Annotated in this window: 22 protein-coding genes; 10 read left to right on the top strand and 12 right to left on the bottom strand. The window is 59.0% G+C overall.

Annotation, left to right across the window (positions count from 1 at the left end; translation table 11 throughout):
• Positions 1-94: 94 nt before the first annotated feature.
• The 8 genes from QPM17_RS08290 to QPM17_RS08255 all read right to left on the bottom strand — a co-directional run bounded on the left by QPM17_RS08290 (position 95) and on the right by QPM17_RS08255 (position 7,846).
• On the bottom strand, positions 95-904 hold the full coding sequence (locus QPM17_RS08290; RefSeq protein WP_285390182.1) for a thiazole synthase: 810 nt from the start codon (positions 902-904) through the stop codon (positions 95-97).
• A gap of 82 nt (positions 905-986) precedes the next feature.
• Positions 987-1,187 carry a sulfur carrier protein ThiS gene (thiS, locus tag QPM17_RS08285; protein WP_285390181.1) on the bottom strand — a complete coding sequence of 67 codons (201 nt, stop codon included), beginning with the start codon at positions 1,185-1,187 and terminating at the stop codon, positions 987-989.
• A 25-nt stretch (positions 1,188-1,212) separates the two neighbouring features.
• Positions 1,213-1,605 carry a DUF423 domain-containing protein gene (locus QPM17_RS08280; RefSeq protein ID WP_285390180.1) on the bottom strand — a complete coding sequence of 131 codons (393 nt, stop codon included), beginning with the start codon at positions 1,603-1,605 and terminating at the stop codon, positions 1,213-1,215.
• Positions 1,595-2,395, bottom strand: a complete 801-nt coding sequence (locus QPM17_RS08275; protein WP_285390179.1) for a symmetrical bis(5'-nucleosyl)-tetraphosphatase — start codon at positions 2,393-2,395, stop codon at positions 1,595-1,597. Before QPM17_RS08275 ends, QPM17_RS08280 begins: the two co-directional genes overlap by 11 nt.
• Positions 2,388-3,218, bottom strand: a complete 831-nt coding sequence (gene rsmA / locus QPM17_RS08270; protein WP_285390178.1) for a 16S rRNA (adenine(1518)-N(6)/adenine(1519)-N(6))-dimethyltransferase RsmA — start codon at positions 3,216-3,218, stop codon at positions 2,388-2,390. Before rsmA ends, QPM17_RS08275 begins: the two co-directional genes overlap by 8 nt.
• Before the next feature lie 3 nt (positions 3,219-3,221).
• Positions 3,222-4,217 (bottom strand): 4-hydroxythreonine-4-phosphate dehydrogenase PdxA, encoded by a 996-nt coding sequence (gene pdxA / locus QPM17_RS08265; protein WP_285390177.1) that lies wholly within the window; start codon positions 4,215-4,217, stop codon positions 3,222-3,224.
• Positions 4,214-5,539, bottom strand: a complete 1,326-nt coding sequence (locus tag QPM17_RS08260; protein ID WP_285390176.1) for a peptidylprolyl isomerase — start codon at positions 5,537-5,539, stop codon at positions 4,214-4,216. The genes pdxA and QPM17_RS08260 overlap by 4 nt, the downstream gene beginning before the upstream one ends.
• Positions 5,540-5,614: 75 nt before the next feature.
• Positions 5,615-7,846: an LPS-assembly protein LptD gene (locus QPM17_RS08255; protein WP_285390360.1), complete on the bottom strand. Its 2,232-nt coding sequence runs from the start codon at positions 7,844-7,846 to the stop codon at positions 5,615-5,617.
• Between the two features lie 365 nt (positions 7,847-8,211).
• Between QPM17_RS08255 and QPM17_RS08250 the strand changes: the two genes are divergently transcribed.
• The 4 genes from QPM17_RS08250 (at position 8,212) to QPM17_RS08235 (ending at position 11,073) form a co-directional block, all read left to right on the top strand.
• Positions 8,212-9,249 carry an aminoglycoside phosphotransferase family protein gene (locus QPM17_RS08250; RefSeq protein WP_285390175.1) on the top strand — a complete coding sequence of 346 codons (1,038 nt, stop codon included), beginning with the start codon at positions 8,212-8,214 and terminating at the stop codon, positions 9,247-9,249.
• The gene (murU, locus tag QPM17_RS08245) at positions 9,246-9,932 is read left to right on the top strand and encodes an N-acetylmuramate alpha-1-phosphate uridylyltransferase MurU (protein ID WP_285390174.1); all 687 of its coding nucleotides are present in this window, start codon (positions 9,246-9,248) and stop codon (positions 9,930-9,932) included. Before QPM17_RS08250 ends, murU begins: the two co-directional genes overlap by 4 nt.
• Positions 9,929-10,684 (top strand): DnaJ domain-containing protein, encoded by a 756-nt coding sequence (locus tag QPM17_RS08240; protein WP_285390173.1) that lies wholly within the window; start codon positions 9,929-9,931, stop codon positions 10,682-10,684. The genes murU and QPM17_RS08240 overlap by 4 nt, the downstream gene beginning before the upstream one ends.
• 101 nt (positions 10,685-10,785) lie before the next feature.
• Complete coding sequence (locus QPM17_RS08235) at positions 10,786-11,073, top strand: type VI secretion system PAAR protein (protein ID WP_285390172.1); 288 nt, start codon at positions 10,786-10,788, stop codon at positions 11,071-11,073.
• Positions 11,074-11,080: 7 nt separating this feature from the next.
• Here QPM17_RS08235 and QPM17_RS08230 read toward each other — a convergent pair whose 3' ends face one another.
• A complete protein-coding gene (locus QPM17_RS08230) occupies positions 11,081-12,070 on the bottom strand; it encodes a DUF3530 family protein (protein WP_285390171.1) in 990 nt (329 codons plus the stop codon).
• Positions 12,071-12,208: 138 nt separating this feature from the next.
• Between QPM17_RS08230 and rpe the strand changes: the two genes are divergently transcribed.
• From rpe to trpC, 6 genes are all read left to right on the top strand, one after another.
• On the top strand, positions 12,209-12,895 hold the full coding sequence (gene rpe, locus QPM17_RS08225; RefSeq protein WP_285390170.1) for a ribulose-phosphate 3-epimerase: 687 nt from the start codon (positions 12,209-12,211) through the stop codon (positions 12,893-12,895).
• Positions 12,892-13,581: a phosphoglycolate phosphatase gene (locus QPM17_RS08220; RefSeq protein ID WP_285390169.1), complete on the top strand. Its 690-nt coding sequence runs from the start codon at positions 12,892-12,894 to the stop codon at positions 13,579-13,581. Before rpe ends, QPM17_RS08220 begins: the two co-directional genes overlap by 4 nt.
• A gap of 178 nt (positions 13,582-13,759) precedes the next feature.
• Positions 13,760-15,247: an anthranilate synthase component I gene (trpE, locus tag QPM17_RS08215; protein ID WP_285390168.1), complete on the top strand. Its 1,488-nt coding sequence runs from the start codon at positions 13,760-13,762 to the stop codon at positions 15,245-15,247.
• A gap of 16 nt (positions 15,248-15,263) precedes the next feature.
• Entirely contained in the window at positions 15,264-15,842 is a 579-nt protein-coding gene (locus QPM17_RS08210) for an aminodeoxychorismate/anthranilate synthase component II (RefSeq protein ID WP_285390167.1), read from the top strand.
• 480 nt (positions 15,843-16,322) lie between these two features.
• On the top strand, positions 16,323-17,351 hold the full coding sequence (gene trpD, locus QPM17_RS08205) for an anthranilate phosphoribosyltransferase (protein WP_285390166.1): 1,029 nt from the start codon (positions 16,323-16,325) through the stop codon (positions 17,349-17,351).
• A gap of 172 nt (positions 17,352-17,523) precedes the next feature.
• A complete protein-coding gene (gene trpC / locus QPM17_RS08200; RefSeq protein WP_285390165.1) occupies positions 17,524-18,336 on the top strand; it encodes an indole-3-glycerol phosphate synthase TrpC in 813 nt (270 codons plus the stop codon).
• A gap of 143 nt (positions 18,337-18,479) precedes the next feature.
• On the opposite strand, the gene QPM17_RS08195 is transcribed toward trpC, so the two are convergent.
• The 3 genes from QPM17_RS08195 to QPM17_RS08185 form a co-directional block, all read right to left on the bottom strand.
• A complete protein-coding gene (locus tag QPM17_RS08195; protein WP_285390164.1) occupies positions 18,480-19,094 on the bottom strand; it encodes a DUF4202 domain-containing protein in 615 nt (204 codons plus the stop codon).
• A 4-nt stretch (positions 19,095-19,098) separates the two neighbouring features.
• Positions 19,099-19,716: a glutathione S-transferase family protein gene (locus QPM17_RS08190; protein WP_285390163.1), complete on the bottom strand. Its 618-nt coding sequence runs from the start codon at positions 19,714-19,716 to the stop codon at positions 19,099-19,101.
• A gap of 90 nt (positions 19,717-19,806) precedes the next feature.
• Positions 19,807-20,541, bottom strand: coding sequence for an alpha/beta fold hydrolase (locus QPM17_RS08185; protein ID WP_285390162.1), 735 nt, complete (start codon positions 20,539-20,541; stop codon positions 19,807-19,809).
• Position 20,542 lies beyond the last annotated feature (1 nt).

The raw sequence follows: 20,542 nt of genomic DNA, 5'->3' as shown, positions 1-20,542 counted from the left end.
TGTTTTTTACGAGCCTACAGGGACGTATTCACGGCGTGTCCTGAATGGACGTGCCCGCCTGTATTGGCACCTAAGCTCGAAATTGTGCCCTAGATCAAAAGAAGGTGCCATCAATGGGAGAAGACGCACTGGCATAAAGCTTCTTCGGCATACGGCCAGCCAGGTAAGCGTCGCGCCCTGACTCTATCGCCAGACGCATGGCCTTGGCCATACGGATCGGGTCCTGTGCCAAGGCAATGGCGGTGTTCATCAGTACGCCGTCACAACCCAGCTCCATGGCCAGCGTCGCATCGGAGGCAGTACCCACACCGGCATCCACCAGCACCGGAACATTGGCGTTTTCTGCGATCAGGCGGATGTTGTACCTGTTCTGGATGCCCAGGCCGGAGCCGATAGGCGCGCCCAGGGGCATGATGGCGATACAGCCCATCTCTTCCAGACGTTTGGCCAGCAACGGATCGTCAGAGCAATACACCATCACCTTGAAACCGTCCCGGATCAGTTCTTCCGCAGCCACCAGGGTTTCTGTCATATTGGGATACAGCGTCTTCTCTTCACCCAGCACTTCCAGCTTGACCAGGTCGTGGCCGTCCAGCAGTTCCCGCGCCAGCTTACAGGTGCGTACGGCATCCTTCGCGGTGTAACAGCCAGCAGTATTTGGCAACATGGTGTACCGATCAGGTGAAACCACGTCCAGCAGATTGGGCTCATCCGGGTTCTGGCCGAGGTTGGTGCGGCGAACAGCAAAGGTGACAATCTCGGCACCGCTGGCTTCGATAGCGTGTCCGGTTTCCATCATGTCACGGTACTTGCCAGTGCCAACCAGCAGACGCGAGTGGTAGACCCGGCCGGCGATTTCCAGTGGTTTGTCTTCGGGAAGGGATCTTTCGGAACTTTCACTCATGCTGAACACCTGAACCTGTCATTGAAATCGGGAATAAATAAAAGAGCAGCCGGGAATCAAAGGGGAACTGACGGAGGCGACTTCAACCGCCCCCAATCGCGTGCACGACTTCTACCCTGTCTCCGTCGCTCAGGCTGAATTCGGTGTGCCGGCTGCGTGGAACTATGTCCTCGTTCACTTCCACAGCCAGGCGCTTACCGGCCAGTTCCAACCGATTAATCAATACTGCGACTGTAGCCTCATCCGGAAGCTCCATGGGCTCACCATTTACCTGAACCTGCATAGCTTTACCTGTGTCATATCTGTCGTTAACGCCTGAATCCCGAGATGATCACCAGTATCCAGCCCACCATAAAGCTGATACCCCCCACAGGGGTCACCGGCCCTACCCAGCGCATATCTGTGAGCACCAGAAGATACAGGCTACCACTGAATAACAGAATACCTGCGACAAAGAACCCGGCTGCAATACCCAGCAGGTGGCGTGGCAACCCTGCAACCGGCAGCATCGAAACCAGAATCAGTGCCAGTGAATGGTATATCTGGTATGTGACGGCAGTCTGGAAAACTTCAAGGCCCCTCTCACTGAGAGCACCCCGCAGACCATGAGCACCGAAGGCGCCCGTCATGACTGCCAGCAGGGCAAACAGGGCACCGCAGATCAGTACCGGGCGGAGAGGTTCTACGTGGTTAGCAGTCACAATGGATCTTTTCTCCGGTATCCAGGTTCATCAACGTAAGCGCACCACCCCAGACACAACCGGTATCCAGTCCGACAAACCGGTTACTGTCAGTCTGACCTTCCAGGGCTGCCCAGTGGCCAAAAATCACGCACACATCGTCCTGGCGCGGAAAACGAAACCACGGAGCAAAGCCGTCGGGCGCCGCGTCAGCAGACTCCTTGGCGGCGAGCTCCAGCGTGCCATCTTCGGCAATAAAGCGCATACGGGTGAAATAATTGGTGATGATGCGCCAGCGATCCATGCCGGTGAGCCGGGGGTCCCAGCGTTCGGGCCGGTTGCCGTACATTTCAGCAAAATAGGTTTCTGCCTCTGGACCGCGAATGACCTCCTCAACCTCACGCCCGTGACGAACCGCTTCATCAACCGTCCAGATATGGGGCAGCCCGGCGTGAACCATCACGAAGTTCCGGTCAGCGTCGTGGATACACAGGTTCTGCTGCCTTAGCCAGTCGAAAAGGTGCTCGTGGTCCGGTGCCTCAAGAATATCCGAAAGCGTGTCTTTGTTCTTGAGGGCATGGCCACCCAGGGCCACGGCCAGCAGGTGCAGGTCGTGGTTGCCGAGAACCACCACCGCTGAACTGCCCAGGCTTTCGACATAGCGCAGGGTTTCCAGCGAAGAAGGGCCGCGGTTGATCAGGTCTCCGGCGACCCAGAGCCGGTCACGGGAAGGAGAGAAATCCACCTTGGCAAGTACGTCCAGAAGACGCTCGTAGCAGCCCTGAATGTCGCCAATGGCGTAGTCAGTCATGGCTTTCCTCATCAACACTGTGACTTTCGGGTTTACTGTCTGCCAACAGGTCGGCAATGGCCACATACTCCGCCAGGCCCAGGTTTTCCGGGCGCAGACCATCATTGATGCCAATGCTGTTGAGCTGTTCCACCGTAATCATACTGGCCAGCGCCTTTCGCAGAGTTTTGCGACGGGCGCTGAATGCTGTACGCACCACGGCCTGCAACAGTTTGTAGTCCTTCGCCGGATGCGGCAGCGTCTTGTGGGGAACCAGACGGACAATGGCGGAATCCACCTTGGGCGCCGGGCGAAAAGCCCCCGGGCCCACCTCAAACAGTGGCTGCACGCGGCAGAAGTACTGGGCCATGATGCCCAGCCGGCCGTAGTTATTGTCTCCGGGAACCGCCGCCAGCCGCTGCACCACTTCCTTCTGCAGCATGAAATGCATGTCCTGAACCACGCCCGAGTGGCCGAGCAGGTGAAAGATCAGCGGTGTGGAAATATTGTACGGCAGATTGCCGATGATCCTCAGGGGCTTTTCATCCACCAGCTGGCCGAAATCAAACTTCAGGGCGTCCGCTTCATGGATGCGGAATTCGGGATAGTTGAAGAACTTGGTTCTGAGTATCGGAATCAGGTTCCGGTCCAGTTCGACCACCTGGAGCCGGGGGTTTACCGCGAGCATTTCTTCGGTGAGCGCACCGAGGCCGGGCCCGATTTCCACCAGGGCGTCGTCCGGTTTGGGGTTGATGGCACGGATGATGCGCTCAATCACGCCGGGGTCGTGGAGGAAGTTCTGGCCGAAGCGTTTTCTGGCCTGATGGCCGTGTTTGTTGCTCACTCGCTATTTACTCTTTTTTGCTGATTTTGCCATCTGTTCGCCCACTCTGACCGCCGTTTTCAGGCTCCCGGCATCCGCTTTACCGGTACCTGCCAGGTCCAGGGCAGTGCCGTGGTCGACAGAGGTTCGGACGATGGGCAGGCCAAGGGTTATGTTGACGGCCCGGCCAAAGCCCTGGAACTTGAGAACCGGCAGGCCCTGATCGTGGTACATGGCCAGTACTGCATCAGCATTGTCCAGCCAGTGGGGGGTAAACAGGGTGTCGGCCGGTAAAGGACCGGTCAGGGTAATGCCTTCCTGGCGGAGTTTGTCCAGGGTCGGTTCGATCACTTCGATCTCTTCCCGGCCCAGGTGGCCACCCTCACCAGCGTGAGGATTGAGGCCGGCGACAAGGATCCTTGGATGCTCAATGTCGAAAAACCTGCGCAGGTCGCTATCGAGAATCCGGGTCACCTGGCTGAGACGTTCTGGGGTTATGGCGGCAGACACATCCTTCAGAGGCAGGTGGGTGGTAACCAGTGCCACCCTGAGTTCCTCGGTGGCCAGCATCATGACCACGCGTTCCACGCCACAGAGCTCCTGCAGAAATTCGGTATGACCGCTGAAGACAATCCCGGCATTGTTGATGACACCTTTATGGACCGGCGCTGTCACCATGCCATCGAAAGTGCCGTCAAGGCAGCCCCTGGCGGCAATGCTCAGGGTTTCAAGAACGTAGGCACTGTTAGCCGGATCAAGCCGACCGGCATCGGTGGAGGCCAGCCCATTAACATGAAGGACAGAAAGCCGGCCAGGCCCGGTAACCGCGTGGTTTCCCGGTTCCCAATCCACCAGCTCAACGGCCAGCCCGAGCAGCTCTGCCCGGGCCTGCAGCAGGTGTTTGCAGGCCACCACCACAACCCCCGGCTGACGCTTCTCCAGAGCCAGTTGCAGACAGAGCTCGGGGCCGATACCCGCCGGCTCGCCTGCTGTCAGTGCAAGGGTGACCGATTGCCTCATGATTCGCTGGTGTCTCCGGAATCGTCGTTCTTGAATTCGATAAAGGCTTCGTCGCGGATTTCTCTCAGCCAGTTCTGCAGTTCGGCATCAAACTTGCGACGATAGATGGCCTGACGAGCCTCAGACTCCCGTACTTCACCGCTGATGTCCTGCTGGCGACGATCCTGCACTTCGAGGATGTGCCAGCCGAACTGTGACCGGAAGGGGCCCTTGAGCTCACCAACGTCGGCCTCCATCATCGCCTGCTCAAACTCCGGCACCATCTGGCCCGGACTCACCCAGCCAAGGTTACCACCGTCGGATCCTGAGACCGGGTCATCGGAATATTCCCGGGCCAGTGCCCCGAAATCAGCGCCGTCCTGAAGTTGCTGATAGATATCCCGGATAGCTTCTTCAGCCTGGCTTTCAGACACGGTTTCCGATGGACGTACGAGAATATGCCGGACCATGGATTGTTCGATGACCTCGGCCCTGTCGCCACCACGGCGATCCATGACCATGACCAGGTGAAAACCGCTGCTGTTTTCCAGAACCGGCGATACGGTTCCCGGTTCCAGCTCCGGCACTACGTCGGCAACCAGTGACGGCAGCTGGTTCTCGGCACGCCAGCCCATGTCACCGCCTTCAAGGGCGTTGCCGGCATCCGATTCAGCCACGGCTACCTCGCGAAAATCACGGCCCTGCACGATCTCTTCACGCAATCTTTCAACCTTTTCGCGGGCCTCGCCGACCTCCTCCTCGTCGTTGAAGTCTTCCACTTCCACGAGAATATGCGCGAGCCTGTATTCGGCATTGCTGGCGCCATCACCAGAGGTGGCTTCCAGGTAGTTTTCCACTTCCCGGTCGGTTACCCGAACCCGGTTACCAACCTGTCGCTGCTGGACACGACTGGTGATCATCTCGTTGCGGATCTGCTCCCGGGCTTCGCGATAGGTGACACCTTCCTGGTTCAGCTGCTGCTCGAACTGTTCCAGCGTCATGTTATTACGCTGTGCGATCGAGGCCATGGTTTCATTGAGCTCATTATCGCTGATGCGCATCCCGGCCCTGTCCGCCATCTGCAGTTGGATCGATTCGGTAATCAACTGCTCCAGCACCCGCTCTTCAAGAATGTCGCGGGGAGGCAGGCCGGTTCCCTGGGCGCTCAGTCGACCCACGATGGTGTTGATTCTGGCTTCCAGCTCGGACTCCAGAATGACATCGTCATTGACCACCGCAACGACCTGATCGAGCAGTTTGCGTTCGGCCTGCACGGTTGCAGACAAAGTCACAACCATCAGTGCCAGTAATATTCGTGCGCAATGGCGAAGGTTCGCCTTCATAGTCACCTCTGTATGGAAAAATACTGCCTGTCGCGGGACACACGGTACCCGGGTATCTTAGCACTCAGCTAGGACTCAGCGACCGCCAAACCGGCGACGTTCCCTTTCATCAAAACCAGATATGGCTTCAGAAATCTTGCTGGACGAACCGCCGCTGCCACCCAACCCTTTGAGTTGTATCTGGAACAGCATGCGGCTTTCGAGCTCTTCGTCGTCCGTCAGGTAATTCTGATGCACCAACTGGACGCTCCAGCAGCAATCATTGTATTCCAGCCCGGCCAGTGAGCCGACCGTCCTGTCAAGCTGCGAATCATGGACCCAGCGGCCGATCAGACTAACACGGTCTGTGACAGGAAAAACGCCCCCGATATCCGTCTGTTCGAATTCGTTTCGCCGATAGGTATGGCCAACACTGGCCAGGTAGCGGTAATCAGGAGAGTGAAAAACCAGCTGGCTGCGTCCCTCCTCTGTTTTATGGGTGTCTGGCTCCCACAGGCCGGAAGTACGGATTTCCAGCCCAGCCAGCGGCCGCAGAATCATCTCACCGGCCAGCGGTGAATCGCTGGTGTCTGAAGCACCCTGCCCCGCAAGAGTCACTTCGCGGTCGTCATAGTAATGCACCTGCCCCACACTGAACCGGGCCCGCTCGGTGCCGGTCAGCAGATCATTGAATCGGCTGGTCAGGGCAACCGTAAGCTGATTGGTGTCGCCAACCCGGTCACCACCACTGAAACGATTGCGCTGGAACAGTCGGTCAAAGCTGAACGAACGGATAGTGGTATCAAAATCCGGAATAAACTCCTGGTCCGCCTCTGCATCGGCCCAGGCATAGTAGAGACGAGGTTCCAGGGTCTGATTGTAGGGTATATCAAACAGGCTCGACTGGCGGTCGAAGTACAGGCCCGAATCCCACTCGGCAACCGGTACGGTGCGGTCGAAGCCCGGATCCCCCAGGGCGTAGTCTTCCAGCTCGTAACGGGTGTAATCCACACTCACCGATGGCCTCGCATACCCCCAGAGTGCCCGCATTGGAAGTGCCAGCTCGGGCAAGACCCTGAAACGCTGCCCGTTGGCACGGTCCAGGCCGGCCAGGTCGGCATTGTCGCGGTAGAAGTAGGTATACTGGCTTTCCAGTGACGCTACAGTGGGGCCGGCATCGACCGAGGCACCGTAAACCACTTCAGGTAACTGCGAATAGGGCACGTTTTCGTCAGCGATGAATTCGCTGAGGGTCTGGTAACCACTGAGGTAGGTTTCAAAATACTGGGATGAATCCCGGTAGCGCACACCGCCACGACGCAACAGGTGGGTCGCGCGGTTAATCTCAAGGGTGCGGTTGAGGTCGCTGAGATAGTCGTCATCACTGACCACGGAATAGTCGCCATAACCACTCCATCCGCCCCCGAAGGCTGCCCGGGTGCTGAAATCCAGGCCCCAGCGTTCGCCATCTTCACCGGGAAACTCGTCTTCGAACTCGACATCGTTGCCGGCATAGCCCACCTGAAGCACCGACTCTCCCAGGCTGCTCAGATAACGCCCCTCGGCCTCGGTAAACAGTCCGCGCCCATGGATATACTGGGGTGTCAGGGTGGCGTCGTAATGGGGCGCCAGGTTCATGTAATACGGCACCGACAGGAAGGCCCCACTGCCGGCATTGGAAGTGCCAAATGACGGATACAGGAAGCCGGTCTTGCGGCGGTCATCAATGGGAAAGCTGGCGTAGGGCCAGTAAAACACCGGAATGTCGCTGATCTCGAGACGCACATGCTTCGCTGTGCCTACCCCTTCTCCCTGGTCGAGACTGATATCAGACGCCACAATGGCCCAGTCGTTACTGTGGGGAGCGCAGGTGGTCAGCGAGCCCTGCCGGATCTGCACTCGGTCTTCCGCCGTGCGCGACAGCCGCCCGGCAGAGCCCCGAATCTCCGGGCCATGGAGAAGGAAGGTGGCGGTATTGATATCCACCCGGCCGCTGTTCACGTCGTAGTCTGCCTGCTCTCCGGTAAGCAGGAATCCTTCACCACGGCTGGTAAGAGGGCCTTCAATCGACACGGATCCCGTGGTCTGGTTATAACGGGCCTCGGAGCCTGTCACCCTGAACCCTGCCTGTTGCAGACGGACGTCGCCGCGAAGATAGAGCTCGCTGTCAATCTCGTAACGGGCATTGAGGCCACTGGCCTGCAGGGGCGACTGCCCGGCTTCCGGTGCGGTTTGCCCATCTAACCCGGGCGGCACAGTGGAAGGCAGGTAGCCCCCCTCACAGAAATCCGGCAGGGAGCGGCGAATCTCGTCAGGCAGCTCCGACATGGGTCGCCAGTCGATCTCTGCCGCTGACGGCGATGACTGGGCCTGCGCATCCGGTATCACCAGCACTGAACAGCCGACAACGAGGGCGCCCCACCACCTTGAATGGTGCCGCAACCGATAGGTCGGTTTCTGCAGCTTCCTTGTTGGGGCTGGCACGATGAGAGGGTTCCTGTCCTGAGTGGGTTCGCCGCTGTCGGAGACAATTCAACAGCGGCCTAGTTTACACGCCGCCCTTTGCCTTGTTAACGGAAACTCACCATTGCTGCAAAACCGTTTTACCGCCTCTATACTGATCTGCTAACTTTCCGCCATGAGCCTGAAGGTTCTGACACCCGTAACTTCTGATTCAGGAAACCAGCCCATTCATGGATACCCGCCTGACAATGCTTACCCAGTGGGTCAGAGACCTTCCCGGTTTTGACCAGGCGACACCCCGGCCGGTATCCGGCGACGCAAGTTTCCGTCGTTACTTCCGGGTCAGCGGAGACCCTCACGGCACCGGTTCACAACATTATATCGTCATGGACGCGCCTCCTGAGCACGAGGACTGCCGGCCCTTTGTTGCCATTGCCCATCATTGGCGCAGCCGGGGAATATCCGTACCGGATGTGATCCACGAAGACCTGAAACGGGGTTTCCTGTTACTGGAAGACTTCGGTGACGAACTGATGCTCGGCGTCCTTGACACCGGGAATGCCGACCAGCTTTACGGAGCGGCAATGAAGGAGCTGGTTCGTATCCAGTGCGCAGACGATACCCCGGACTATCCACTGCCAGCCTATGACCTTGACCTGCTGGACCGGGAGATGGCCCTGTTTCCGGACTGGCTGCTGACCCGGAAGTTGGGCCTTGAGCTCGATAACGGTGAGCGGGCACTACTGGATACCAGCTTCGCCTTCCTGCGGGAAAGCGCCCTGGCGCAGCCCGAAGTGACAGTACACCGGGATTATCACTCCCGTAATCTGCTGGTGCGCCCCGGCACCGAACGGCCCGGCGTTATCGACTTCCAGGATGCCGTGCGCGGCCCCGTCACCTATGACCTGGTGTCACTGCTGAAAGACTGCTACATCCGCTGGCCGGAGGAACGTATCAACCAGTGGACCGAGCAGTTCCGCGTACTCAGTGCTGATGCCGGGCTCCACAAGGCAGACCGGGAAACCTTCCGGCAATGGCTGGAACTCATGGGCATGCAACGTCACCTGAAGGCGGCCGGTATCTTCGCAAGACTGGCGATCCGCGACGGCAAGACCGGGTTTCTGAAGGATGTGCCCCGCACCGTTGGCTACCTGGTGGAAGCCAGCAGCAGGCAGGCGGCCCTGCGCCATTTCCATGAGTGGCTGACAGACACGGTGGTTCCCGCCGTAGAAGAACAGATTGGCCCATTGGAGATTGCCGGCCAGTGAAAGCCATGATCCTCGCGGCCGGTAAGGGCGAGCGCATGCGGCCGCTGACCCTGACAACGCCGAAGCCGCTCCTTCCTGCCGGAGACAAGCCGCTGATCGTGCACCACCTGGAAAGGCTCAGGGCAGCTGGCTTCCAGCAGTTGGTGATTAACCATGCCTGGCTGGGCACGCAGATTGAAGAGGAACTGGGCAACGGCGAGGTTTTCGGAGTGTCTATCGAGTACTCCCGCGAAAGCGAGCCCCTGGAGACTGCGGGCGGTATTATCCACGCCCTTCCCCTGCTGACCAGTGGCGGGGAGGAATGGTTCGTGGTGATCAACGGTGACATATGGTGCGACTTCGACCCGGCGGAACTGGCCCCGCCGGAGAACGCGGACGCCCTGCTGGTGATGACCAACAACCCGGAACACAACCCCTCTGGCGACTTCTGCCTGCATCAGGGAGGCACCGTCTCGACAGAGGGGGCGGAAATGCTGACATTCTCCGGCATCAGCCTGCTCAATCGACGCCTGTTCGACGGGCTGCTGCCCGGGCGACGAAAGCTTGCCCCGATTCTGCGTGAAGCCATGGCGAAGCAACGCGTCAAGGGCCTGCGCCACACCGGGCGGTGGATGGACATCGGCACTCCGGAACGGCTCAGGGCGCTGGACCGGGAACTCAAGAGAGGCAAGGGTAAGCCATGATCTCTGACTCCAGGGACAACAACCTTCCAGCACGCATCGAGGCAGAGTTCAGCGAACTGCTCGGAGAGCTGTCGGCCTGCGGTCACCAGGCCAATGAGCTGCTGGTCAGAACCCGACTGCCGCGATGGTGTCGCCGCAGTCTGTTCTTTTTCCTCGGTTATATCGCCAAGGCGGAAGGGCGGGTAACGGAAAAAGACGTCGGCTTCGCCGAAGCTCTGATGAAGGCCCTGAAACTGTCGCCACGCCAGCGCCGTAAAGCCATTGGCCAATTCCGCAAAGGCAAGACTGCCGAGCGCGTCCCCGCGATGAAAGCCCTTGGCCTCAAGCTGACCCACCGGCTTTGGCCGTCTCCCGCGCTGCGTGTCGCTATCTGCCTGTGCCACGCAGCGCAATTGCACGGGCGCCCGGAAAAACCCAGACGCTATCGCTGTGAAGACGCCATCGACCAGATCGGGTTACCCATCAGGGTCAGTGATGACATTCTCGAAAGCTACGCCTGCAAGGTCTGGATCACCCAACCGGAAGCCCAGCCACGCCCTTCCACCTTTGAGCAGGCATGCCAGCTTCTGGGGGTGACCCGGCGTGATTCGCGGGAGGTCATCAAACGGGCCTACCGCAAGAAAGTATCAGAGTGCCATCCGGATAAACTGGCGCAGCAGGACCTCAGCGCCGCAGAACTGGCAAGAGCCAAGGACCGGTTATTGAGATACCAGCAGGCATGGGAACTGATCAGCAAACGCCTGTCGGTTTGAATACGGACCGAAGGTTGCTAGACTCGTCGCGTCAAACGCGTATTTCCTCTACAGGCCCAGGGATCAGCGGCCTGAACGACCCAATGAAAAGGAGTATTCCCATGGGCAAGAAACTCGTCCTCCTCGGAGACATCGGAACCGACCATAACGGATTTCCTCCAACGCCTGTGATTAGTGGCAGCGCCACTGTTCTGATTGACGGCAAACCCGTCGCTCGTCTGGGCGACCAGCTAGCCGTGCACTCCAAGCCCAAACATCCCCCGCACCCCCGCGCCATTGCGGCTGGGAGCCCGACAGTAATGATCGAGGGTAAACCGGCGGCACTGACAGGCGATGCCATCAGTTGTGGCGGTGTGGTTATCGGATCGTCCAGCGCCGTGGGTGGCTGACCGCTCTCTAAGGGTCTGACATCAGCCAGGCAGAGAGCCGGTTGGCCAGTGCAGGCGCATCGCGGGGTTCCGGGCGTTCTGCCATCGCAACCGGTTGCCGGTTATAGGCTGTGATGTCTGCGCGCCGAAAGGCCGCCTCACGTTCTTTCGGCGACCTGAACCCTGCGCTCCCCGCTGTCTCGGCCACACGAGAGCTGTGAAGCTCCAACACCCTGATCTGGCCGGCTTCCGAAAGCCATTCGGTCAGGCCCGCGGAATCACTGCGGGCGAACACCGGCGCAATCCAGATCAGCTCGGACACATCACCACCAGCGGTGGCAGCCATCCGTGCCACATGACCCGAGGCCATGCCAATACCGGCAACAGCCACCCTGTCATACCCCCTGTCGCTCAGAGCGCCCACCGCCACCGACAGGGTTTTCTGAATCCGGGTGCGATACCGGTCTTCCAGTTCATCCACATCGACACTGTCCATCACATCAATCATGACCGACTCGGCAGCATCATTATTTCCAGTGCCGTCATTGTCAGTATCGCCCCGTGACATCCCCGGGCTGGCTGCAGCTTGCTGCCTCCGGGCCCGCTGCACCGCATAGGGAGGCGACTCCAGGCCCACCGTCATCACAGCCCAGCCGGCGCGCGCCATGGGCTGGCGCAAGGCACCGGCCAGCCCCGAGGCAACGGACTGACCCTCATCCGCGAGAATCAGCAAAGCGCCCCTGGCCGGAGTATGTATTTCCGGCTGAAACAGGGCCAGCACCCTGTCCTCTTCCGGCGGTTCCAGCCATACGGCCGCATCCGGCCACCTGGCGGCAATTGCCTTTGAATCAAGGCCCGTGGCGATCGTCGCCCGTTTGCGTTCGGGCGCAGGCGCCTGCGTCTGTTCGCCTTGCGATCCCCCATCCTCCTGAGCCAACACAGCCGGCGCACCAACGACTATTATGCAGGCAAGGATGGCCAGTAGTCGGGTACGCGGTACTTCAAACCAATTGCTCACAGGCAGTCACTCATTCCGTGCGAAAATCATCATCAAACTGGTAGACTAGCAGCTTTTGCGGCCCAGTAGCCTTATGCAGAGGGAACCGCTGTACGCGCCATCATCGATACCATTATCAAACCGTTCAAGAGAGCCGTCATGAACCCTTACCAGATTGCCCCCTCCATCCTGTCTGCCGATTTTGCCCGACTGGGCGAGGAGGTCGATAATGTACTGGCCGCTGGTGCCGATATTGTCCACTTCGATGTTATGGACAACCACTATGTCCCCAATCTGACCATCGGCCCCATGGTCTGTGAGGCCCTGCGCAAGCACGGTGTGACCGCGCCCATTGATGTTCACCTGATGGTATCCCCGGTGGACGACCTGATCCGCATGTTCATCGATGCCGGTGCCAGCTACATCACCTTCCACCCGGAAGCATCGAACCACATCGACCGCTCCCTGCAGCTGATTCGTGAAGGCGGCTGCAAGGCCGGCCTGGTGTTTAACCCGGCCACGCCGCTGCATTACATTAACCATGTCATGGACAAGCTCGACATGATCCTGCTGATGTCAGTGAACCCCGGCTTTGGCGGCCAGAAGTTCATCCCCGGCACCCTCGACAAGCTGCGGGAGGCCCGCAAGCGCATTGATGCCAGCGGCCGCAACATCCGCCTTGAAATAGATGGTGGTGTGAAAACGGACAATATCCGCGAGATTGCTGAAGCGGGAGCCGACACCTTTGTCGCCGGCTCCGCCATCTTCAACACCGATGACTACAAGGCCACCATAGACAGGATGCGGGCGGAACTGGAACTGGCCAGACAGGGCGCGAACCAATGAGTCTTGCAGGGCTGTTCAGCCAACGCTGGCCCGGAGTCGCACTGTTCGATCTGGACGGAACACTGGTCGACAGTGCTCCCGACCTGGCAGCAGCGATTGATTCCATGCTGGAGCAACTGGGACGCCGCAAGGCCGGTATCGACAATGTGCGACAGTGGGTCGGAAACGGCGCCGGAATTCTGGTGCGCCGCTCACTTGCAGGACAGACAGACTGGGAGCCGGCCAGTGAAAAAGACGAGGCCCTGTTCAATGATGCCCTGGCAATGTTTTACCACGCCTACGAAAACCTCAACGGCCAGCACTCCGTGCTCTACGATGGCGTGGAGGAATGCCTGACACGACTGGCGGACTATGGATGCCGGATGGGTATTGTCACCAACAAGCCCGAACGATTCGTGGCACCGCTGCTGGAGCAGATGGGCATCGAACACTGGTTTGACATCAGCGTTGGCGGGGACACCCTTCCGGTACGCAAGCCGGACCCGGAACCGCTGATTCATGCCATGACCGGACTGGGCGGCACCCGCGGCACCACCGTTATGATCGGAGATTCGGTGACCGACATCAGCGCGGCCCAGGCAGCGGGCATCCCATCGGTAGCGGTGCGTTACGGCTATAACTACGGGGCGCCAGTAGATGCACTGGGGGCGGATGCAGTTGTTGATTCCCTGGCGCAGCTTTTGTAATCTCACAGGACATTGATTTTGAAACCTTCAATTCGGGAGATTCCTGCCGTGCAGGGACTGAGTCTGATGACAGCGCGAGGCATCCTCACAACCCGCGCAACACGATGGTGGCGATGGCGCACCGGCTGAATGCCGCCCGAAAGACCACCATACAGATCAGATTTCAGGAATCGTTACCATGACACCCGAGCAATTCGCCGAGCTCGCCAAGGCCGGCTTTAACCGTATCCCCGTCTATCGCGAAGTCCTTGCCGACCTGGATACGCCTCTGAGCACCTACCTCAAGCTGGGCAGCGGCCCATACTCCTACCTCTTCGAGTCCGTCCAGGGCGGCGAGAAATGGGGCCGTTATTCCATTATCGGCCTGCCCGGCCGGGAAGTGCTCAAGGTCTACGACCACAACATCACCATCACCCGTGACGGCAAGGTAGTGGAGGAAACCACAGCGGACGACCCTCTGGCCTTTGTGGAAGACTATCAGGCGCGCTTCAACGCGCCGGACCTGGATGAACTGCCACGCTTCAACGGCGGCCTGGTAGGCTACTTCGGCTACGACACTGTGCGCTATATCGAGAAGCGTCTGCGCAAAAGCTGCCCTCCGGACAGGATCGGCACGCCCGATATCCTGCTGATGGTGTCTGATGAAGTGGTGGTGTTTGACAACCTGCGCGGCAAGCTGCACCTGATCGTCCATGCCGACCCCAGCCAGGAAGGTGCCTACGAGCAAGCGATGCAACGCATTGATGAGCTGGAGTCGCGCCTGCACCGCCAGACCGCGGACGCTCCCCGTACTCCCGGCCATCTGCGCGGCAAGTCGGTGGACGAGAGCGACTTCATTTCCGGCTTCAACCAGGAAAAGTTCGAAGCGGCCGTCGGAAAAATCAAGGAATACGTGCTGGACGGCGACGTCATGCAGACGGTGATCTCCCAACGCATGTCCATCCCGTTCGAGGCGCCGCCGCTGAACCTGTACCGTTCACTGCGGGTTCTCAACCCCTCCCCCTACATGTATTTTCTCGACCTGGACGACTTCCACATCGTCGGCTCCTCGCCGGAAATCCTGGCCCGGGTGGAAGACGAGGAAGTCACCGTGCGCCCCATCGCCGGCACCCGTAAACGCGGCGCCACCGATGCCGAGGACAGGGCCCTGGAAGCCGAACTGCTGGCCGACCCCAAGGAAATCGCCGAGCACCTGATGCTCATCGACCTGGGCCGTAACGACGCCGGCCGGGTGTCGGAAACCGGCACCGTGAAACTGACCGACAAGATGATCGTGGAGCGTTACTCCCACGTGATGCACATTGTCTCCAACGTGACCGGTCGCCTCAAAGAGAACACCAGTTGCCTCGATGTCCTTCGAGCCACCCTGCCCGCCGGCACCCTCAGTGGCGCCCCCAAGATCCGCGCCATGGAGATCATCGATGAGCTGGAGCCGGTAAAGCGTGGTGTTTATGGCGGTGCCGTGGGGTACCTGTCGTTCAACGGCAATATGGATACCGCCATTGCCATCCGCACCGCGGTGATCAAGGACAACACCCTGCATATCCAGGCCGGGGCCGGCGTGGTGGCCGATTCGGTGCCCCGCCTCGAGTGGAAAGAAACCATGAACAAGGGCCGCGCGATCTTCCGCGCGGTGGCCATGACCTACAACGATTTCGACCACTGAGGCGGAGGATAAGATTATGTTGCTGATGATCGATAACTACGATTCCTTCACCTACAACGTGGTGCAATACCTGGCAGAACTGGGTGCGGATGTTCATGTGTATCGCAACGACGAAATCACGGTGGAGGAAATCGAGGCCCTGAACCCGGAGCGCCTGGTAATCTCCCCGGGGCCCTGCACGCCCAACGAGGCAGGCATCTCCATGGCAGCCATCCGCCACTTTGCCGGCAAGCTGCCGATCCTGGGCGTATGCCTGGGCCACCAGGCCATTGGCCAGGTATATGGCGGCAATGTAATCCGCGCCGGGCGGGTGATGCATGGCAAGGTGTCACCGGTCTACCACAAGGACCTCGGTGTGTTCCGTGGCCTTAGCAATCCGCTGCAGGCGACCCGCTATCATAGCCTGGTGATCGACAAGGACACCTTGCCGGATTGTCTGGAAGTGACTGCGTGGACTCGCAATGAGGATGGCTCAGTAGAGGAGATCATGGGCGTTCGGCACAAGACGTTGCCCATCGAAGGCGTACAGTTTCATCCGGAGTCTATTATGACCGAGCAGGGGCATGAATTGTTGCGGAACTTTCTTAGAAGTTAGTTTTGGTTGGGTTGCCTTGGGGTCTGGTTCTGAGTCCGGGCAGTAAATGGGGGGAGCTTATCCCAAACACGCCTCAAGACGTCCATGTGCGGCTCGGGCTCCGCCATCCATGGCTCCGCACGGTTTGGGATAAGCTCCCCCCATTTACTGCCCTCTCAGCATGTTGTTCCAATGTATTCCCCGCTCAAATATGGAACGGCAAAGAGAAGTTAAGGGGAACTGGTTTCTGAATAAGCCCTAACCCAGGCTCTAAGGGAGATGGCTGGGGTGCCCCCTTCCAAAACCGTGCGGAGCCATGGATGGCGGAGCCGAGCGTACAGGGACGTATTCACAGCGTGTTTTGGAAGGGGGCACCCCAGCCATCGACCAAACGCCAAAACAAGAGGGCCAGCCCAACAACAGGCCCCACACCAGACAGGAACTTGCTAAGCTAGACCCAAACACAGAATACAAAAGCAGATTGACCCGAGAGGCCCACGAATGGACATGAAAGAAGCACTCAACCGCATTGCCTCGAACCTGGACCTGTCCACCGAGGAAATGAAGGACGTTATGCGCATCGTCATGAAAGGCGAAGCCACCGATGCGCAGATCGGGGCCTTTCTTATGGGGCTGCGCCTGAAGAGTGAAACCATCGACGAAATCACTGGCGCCACCGAAGTCATGCGCGAGCTGGCAACAGGCGTGACAGTCAACGCCGAGCCATTGGTGGACATTGTCGGTACCGGTGGTGACGGGGCCAACCTGTTCAATGTGTCCACCGCCGCTTCATTTGTGGTGGCAGCGGCGGGCGGTTTTGTTGCCAAACACGGCAACCGCGCGGTGTCGTCCAAGAGCGGCAGTGCGGACCTGCTGGAAAAACTGGGCATCAACCTGCAAATGTCTCCTGAAGAAGTGGCCCGCTGCGTGGAACAGATCGGCGTGGGCTTCATGTTTGCCCCGGCCCACCATGGTGCGATGAAGCACGCCATCGGCCCCCGCAAGGAGCTGGGTTGCCGTACCATTTTCAATATCCTCGGCCCCATGACCAATCCGGCTAGCGTCAAACGCCAGTTGATTGGTGTGTTCACAAAAGAGCTGTGCCGCCCCATGGCAGAGGTTCTGCAGCGCCTGGGCGCTGAACACATCATGGTTGTGCACTCGAAAGACGGCCTGGACGAGATCAGCCTCGCCAGCTCCACTCACGTGGCGGAACTGAAAAACGGTGAAATCACCGAATACGAAATTACCCCGGAAGATCTGGGCATTAAGAGCCAGGCCCTTGTCGGACTGACCGTGGACACTGCCGAGGATTCCCTGAAACTGATCCGTGCCGCCTTCGGCCGTGGCCACGACGAAATGGCTGAAAAGGCCCGTGACCTGATCGCCTTGAACGCAGGTGCGGCTATCTACGTGGCTGGCCTGGCGAAGACTCCGACCGAGGGTGTCGACATGGCCCTGGACGCCATGGGCTCCGGCCTCGCCGCCGGCAAGATGTCCGAGCTTGCTGACTTTTCACAGTGCTTTTGAGCTGATAGAACCGAATTGCCAATATCGCTGGCGGGACGAGCCGGTGGGGCGGCCTGTCCAAAACACGCCCACAAGTACATCCCTGTAGGGCTTGACGTCAGCCATCCATGGCTGACGACAGTTTTGGACAGGCCGCCCCACCGGCTCTCGCATACTATTTACGGGCCTGATAATGACTGACAGACATCTGGATAAGACCCCTACCATTCTGCGGAAAATCGTCGACAGGAAATGGCAGGAAATTGATGAACGCAAACGCGCGGTTTCGATTGGCGACCTGAAAGCCATGGCTGGCGACCAACCGCCGGCGCGGGGTTTTGCTAACGCCATACGCACCCGCATCGAGAGGCATACGCCGGCGGTCATTGCCGAGATCAAGAAGGCCTCACCCAGCAAAGGCATTCTCCGCGATCCCTTTGTGCCTGAAGCTATCGCCGAGAGTTACGAAAAAGGCGGCGCTGCCTGCCTGTCAGTACTCACCGACAAAGACTTCTTTCAGGGCCACGAAGACTATCTCAAAGCGGCCCGTGCTGCCTGCAGCCTGCCGGTTATCCGCAAGGACTTCATGGTGGCGCCATACCAGGTCTACGAGAGCCGAGCCATCGGCGCGGACTGCATCCTCCTGATCGCCGCCTGCCTCACCAGAGACCAGATGCAGGAACTGGAAGGCATTGCCCACGAAATCGGGCTGGATGTTCTGGTGGAGGTTCACGACGGCGAGGAACTGAACGACGCCCTCACGCTAAGAACCCCGCTGGTGGGCATCAACAACCGCAACCTGCACACCTTCGACGTCTCTCTGGATACCACGTTCGACCTGCACCAACGGATTTCCACAGATCGCCTGACGATCACAGAAAGTGGCATCATGACCCGTGACGATGTCGAGACCATGACCAGTCGCGGCATTTATGGCTTCCTGGTAGGAGAGTCCTTTATGCGGGCTGAGGAACCTGGTGACAAACTGCAAGAGCTGTTTTTTTAAGAGTGCTGACTCAGAAGCCAATACAGGCCGGCGGGTAGGTCCGGCCAGAATCGTGCGGAGCCATGGATGGCGGAGCCGAGCGTACAGGGATGTATTTACAGCGTATTCTGGCCGGACCTACCCGCAGGCCTGTGCACCCAGAGTCACTTACCAGATTCAGCCAACGCCTCCTGCAACAACGCCAGCAAATGCGCCGGCATTCCTTCCGCCAGCTTCAGCGCAGCCTCATGCCCCCGCGGAGACATCTTGCCCCAGGTACGACGGACAATCCGCAGCCATTTTTCCCGGTAGTAGTCTGCTTTCTGCTCATAGAAGTCCGCAAAGTAGCGCTCCAGGAACACCATACAGGCCACATCTTCCAGCAACTGGGTGTCCTCGTCCTTGCGCAACTCCCGCTTGGTAAGGATGGTTTCCACGCGTTCACATTCATCCTGCGGGTAACCACACTCCCCCATGACCTCGGCGGCCCGGCGGCCATGCATACGGCCACAGGCCTGACGCCACTCATAGTAGCCCTTGCGACCTTCCGGGAACTCGCTGCGAGGCATGGTCCAGCGCTCGATATGCTGGGCCCGGCAGGCGATCTGCATCCTCTCTGAAGGCTCGGCCTCAAGCTCATGCAGCCAACGGGTCATGTGCAGGCTGTAGGCGTATTCCTTGGGCAAGGGTTCGCCTGCAACCAGTTCGACATTGGGATCCGCCCGATTGGCGGCATCGATTTTATCCAGGGCACAGGCCAGGAGTGTCTGCTGTGTCATCGGGTCACACCTGGGCAGACGAACGCTGTTTGATGCGGTCGTACCATGCCTGAAGATTAGCCTGTTCAGGCTTGATTCGAATGTCTACCACGCGGCCAAAAGCCACCGATGTAAAGGCATTGATGTCGGCGGCCGTAAAGCGGTCGCAACAGATGTATTCACTACCATCCAACTGCTTATCAAGGAAATCCAGGAACGTCTCCACCATTGTCCGGCACTCCTCACCCCATTCCTTGATGGGATTCATGCGGTCCTTGAAATAACCGGTGGTGTGCTGGAAGCACATACCTGTGGGCATGGAGAGAGAGAACTCGATCCAACGCAGCCACTGCTCCACGAGCGCTTTTTCCAGAGGTGTATCACCCAGCAGGCTCGGCGTATCCGGGTAACTTTCCTCAAAGTAACGGCAGATGGCCATGGTTTCGGAGATGCAGGTGCCGTCATCAAGCTCCAGCACCGGGACTTTCTTCATCGGGTTTTTGGCAGTGTATTCCGGCGTCAGGTTCTCGCCTTTCAGGAGGTCGATCTCGACAAACTCTGCCTTGTCCAGCAACCCCTTTTCCGACATGAACATACGCACCCTGCGTGGGTTCGGGGCGGTCTTGGTCTCAAAAATTTTCATTCTCAGTGGCTCCATACATCATCATGTTTGAACAGTGATAAAGCGTATAGAAAACTGACGCGGAAGAACAGTTGCGTCAAGCAACTGCACTCATCGGGGCAACCAACTCTCCATCTGGCGGATGATCCACTGTGGGTCATCCAGTGGGAGATCGTGCCCGGCAGAGGGATGCACCTTCAGGGTCCATTGCCAGCGCTGCTCCAACGCCTCACTGCATTTCCAGTGGACAATGCGATCGCCCTTGCTGGCCAGGAGCAGGGCATCCGGCAGGGGGCGTTCGGGTCGTGGCTTGAAAGTGGCTGCGGCTTTTAACTGGGAACAGGCATTCCGGAAATCCACTGGGCGCTGACGCTGAATACTGTACCATAGCTTCATTGTTTCGAGGCTGACCGGCCTGTTGCAGGTCAGCCGGAGAATATCGGCTTCACGATCGAACAGTTCACGCCGGGACAACAACCGAACAATCCGGGGCCATGCTCCCGGTTTCATTCTTCGCCACGGCGGGCTGAAACCCGAGCTGGTGTTGATCAGCACAAGGTTCTGGATCTCGCCTTCGGGCGCATGCTGGGCCCAGTCCAGCGCCACCATGCCGCCCATGGAGAGCGCCAGAATACTGTACGGCGCAGGAATATGCTCAACTCGCCGGCTGACTCTCTCGCGGATAGCTGCGATGTTATCCGGACAGGTGTCGTTGAAATGCACACCAGTGCCTGGAAGATCCACAAGATGAAACTGCTGTTCCGGAAAAGCTTCTGCAAGCAGCCGTGGAAAATCTCCCCAGTGCCCCCGCTCCCGAGTGAGCCCACGCAACAGAATCCAGTGCATT

Source organism: Marinobacter azerbaijanicus, assembly GCF_030250645.1.
GTDB classification, from domain to species: domain Bacteria; phylum Pseudomonadota; class Gammaproteobacteria; order Pseudomonadales; family Oleiphilaceae; genus Marinobacter; species Marinobacter azerbaijanicus.
Note: the sequence above shows the minus strand (reverse complement) of the source record. Positions and strands in the feature narration are given on the sequence as shown.

Coding starts and splice junctions, on each gene's coding strand:
- QPM17_RS08290 (WP_285390182.1), bottom strand. CDS start 904: ATGAGTGAAAGTTCCGAAAGATCCCTTCCCGAAGACAAACCACTGGAA.
- thiS (WP_285390181.1), bottom strand. CDS start 1,187: ATGCAGGTTCAGGTAAATGGTGAGCCCATGGAGCTTCCGGATGAGGCT.
- QPM17_RS08275 (WP_285390179.1), bottom strand. CDS start 2,395: ATGACTGACTACGCCATTGGCGACATTCAGGGCTGCTACGAGCGTCTT.
- pdxA (WP_285390177.1), bottom strand. CDS start 4,217: ATGAGGCAATCGGTCACCCTTGCACTGACAGCAGGCGAGCCGGCGGGT.
- QPM17_RS08260 (WP_285390176.1), bottom strand. CDS start 5,539: ATGAAGGCGAACCTTCGCCATTGCGCACGAATATTACTGGCACTGATG.
- QPM17_RS08255 (WP_285390360.1), bottom strand. CDS start 7,846: ATGTCGGAGCTGCCTGACGAGATTCGCCGCTCCCTGCCGGATTTCTGT.
- QPM17_RS08250 (WP_285390175.1), top strand. CDS start 8,212: ATGGATACCCGCCTGACAATGCTTACCCAGTGGGTCAGAGACCTTCCC.
- QPM17_RS08240 (WP_285390173.1), top strand. CDS start 9,929: ATGATCTCTGACTCCAGGGACAACAACCTTCCAGCACGCATCGAGGCA.
- QPM17_RS08235 (WP_285390172.1), top strand. CDS start 10,786: ATGGGCAAGAAACTCGTCCTCCTCGGAGACATCGGAACCGACCATAAC.
- rpe (WP_285390170.1), top strand. CDS start 12,209: ATGAACCCTTACCAGATTGCCCCCTCCATCCTGTCTGCCGATTTTGCC.
- QPM17_RS08220 (WP_285390169.1), top strand. CDS start 12,892: ATGAGTCTTGCAGGGCTGTTCAGCCAACGCTGGCCCGGAGTCGCACTG.
- trpE (WP_285390168.1), top strand. CDS start 13,760: ATGACACCCGAGCAATTCGCCGAGCTCGCCAAGGCCGGCTTTAACCGT.
- QPM17_RS08210 (WP_285390167.1), top strand. CDS start 15,264: ATGTTGCTGATGATCGATAACTACGATTCCTTCACCTACAACGTGGTG.
- trpD (WP_285390166.1), top strand. CDS start 16,323: ATGGACATGAAAGAAGCACTCAACCGCATTGCCTCGAACCTGGACCTG.
- trpC (WP_285390165.1), top strand. CDS start 17,524: ATGACTGACAGACATCTGGATAAGACCCCTACCATTCTGCGGAAAATC.
- QPM17_RS08195 (WP_285390164.1), bottom strand. CDS start 19,094: ATGACACAGCAGACACTCCTGGCCTGTGCCCTGGATAAAATCGATGCC.
- QPM17_RS08190 (WP_285390163.1), bottom strand. CDS start 19,716: ATGAAAATTTTTGAGACCAAGACCGCCCCGAACCCACGCAGGGTGCGT.
- QPM17_RS08185 (WP_285390162.1), bottom strand. CDS start 20,541: ATGCACTGGATTCTGTTGCGTGGGCTCACTCGGGAGCGGGGGCACTGG.